The following is a 1,893-nucleotide window of genomic DNA, read 5'->3' on the forward strand; positions in this document are numbered from 1 at the left end:
ACCCAAGACGAGCTTCCCTACGACGACGGCGAGCCCATGGAAAGCTGGCGGCACAAGTGCCAGACGGATTTGCTCATCTCCGTTACCCAAACCTGGCTGCAGCCGCGTTCTGATGGTTTTGTTGGCGGCAACATGTTTCTTTACTACAGCTTGGAGCAAGCCCGCAGCCGCAGTTTCAGAGGGCCCGATTATTTCGTGGTGCTGGGAGTACCCAAGGGCGAGCGCAAAAGCTGGGTGATTTGGGAGCAAGGGAAGGGCCCAGACGTGGTGATTGAGCTTCTTTCCCCCAGCACTGCCCACGATGACAAAACCAGCAAAAAGCAGCTTTACGAGCAGATTATCCGAGTGCCGGAGTACTTTTGGTTTGACCCGTTTGATCCAGAAGACTGGGCGGGGTTTCGGCTAATGGGCGGCCGCTATGAGCCGATTCAAGAGGATGCAGAGGGTTGCTTGCCGAGCGAGGTTTTGGGATTGTACCTAGTGAAGTGGGAGGGCAGGTTTCGGGACATCGAGGCCACCTGGATTCGCTGGGCCACTGCTGCTGGGGAACTGGTACCCACTGAGGCCGAACTGGAGCGGCAAAGGGCTGAGCAGGCCGAACAACGGGCAGGGCGCCTGGCCCGGAAGCTACAAGAGCTAGGGGTAGATCCAGACGCCCTGTAGACAGCCAAGTAACTCAAGACAACAAGGTGGATCCCTAAGAGGCCAATACCAACACGGGCAGCTTTTGGATGGCAGGACGTAAACCCTTAGGAAAGCGCTCGCGCTTCAGAGGATAGCGATAGTTGAGTTGGGGAATCAGCCTCTCCCATTGATGGGGGTTCAACCCAGCCACTACAGAAGAGAATGGCTCTCTGCCTAGCTCCAGCCCTACTTCCATGAGCTTGAGGACTACGTTGCCCGCAGCTATCTCCAGAGTCTGATTGGCTAATTTCGGATCCGGGTCTCCCAGGAAGATCAGGGCATAGTCTTCTGGGTTGGGGCTACGTAGAATTGACTCCAACAGAACCTCCAACTCTTGCACAAGCTGCTCTGTCTCCATCTCCCAGTAGGGGAAAAGACCCACGTTAATCTTGCTTAGACGGATCCCTTCTGGTTTGAAGGTTTGTATCGAACCATCTGTGATTACCGGCCAGTTCTCAGAGGGACTTAACCATACAGCACTAGGCCAACCCTGAACCTCTAGGCTATCTGGCTTCCATCCATATGGTTCAGCTACACTGTGCAGCCGGAAGAAGACTCCAAGCTCCTGCTCAAAGTCATGGACAGCCTTTGCACACCCTTGCCAGTCTTGATAGTCATCAACCTGGATGAACCCCCTGGGATTAACTTGATGGTAGAGATGACGGAAAGTATCCATCGTCGACTGATACCAGTCTGCATCCGCATGCAGCAAGGCAATCTCGCCCACCTGCTCTCGATAAACAGGCAAGGTGTCAGCAAAAAGCCCTGGCACAGGAACAATGAGATCCCAGACCCCCAGTTCCCCGGCAATGACCTCCAGGTTCTCTGAAACTGGTGCTGCCAAAGTGCTTGCTCCAAAGCCCGCTTCGTTGGCAGCAACCCCTCGGTAATCTGTATCCGCTTCTGTTGGCTCAGGCATCCCTGAGAAGGTATCAAAGGCATACAGCTTGCGGGGCCGGCGGCTGTAGTTCTTGATCACCCAGGCCAGCAAAGCCGAGCTTCCGCCTCTACAAACACCGCACTCAACAAAGTTCCCAGGAATATCTTCTTCGCAAACTCGCTTTGCTAGCAAATAGAGGTTCCAAAGACGCTCGAAGCTCATCAAGGTAAAAGGCTTAACTTTCTCTAGAACCTTAGACAGCTCAAGATTACAGACTGGGTAGTCTTTGAGGTGCTCTGGCAGAGTCCAATTGACAGCAGGGTCTGGAA

At 54.0% G+C, this 1,893-nt stretch carries 2 protein-coding genes; one reads left to right on the top strand and one right to left on the bottom strand.

What is annotated here, in order from left to right:
- A partial coding sequence (locus tag NW807_RS00325; RefSeq protein ID WP_414424958.1) for a Uma2 family endonuclease occupies positions 1–663 on the top strand: 663 nt, incomplete at its 5' end.
- Between the two features lie 34 nt (positions 664–697).
- Here NW807_RS00325 and NW807_RS00330 read toward each other — a convergent pair.
- Positions 698–1,893: TylF/MycF/NovP-related O-methyltransferase (locus NW807_RS00330; protein WP_414424959.1), on the bottom strand; the 1,196-nt coding region annotated here is incomplete at its 5' end.

The sequence above is a fragment of the Synechococcus sp. R70.1 genome, assembly GCF_047461675.1.
In the GTDB taxonomy this organism is placed as follows: domain Bacteria; phylum Cyanobacteriota; class Cyanobacteriia; order Thermostichales; family Thermostichaceae; genus Thermostichus.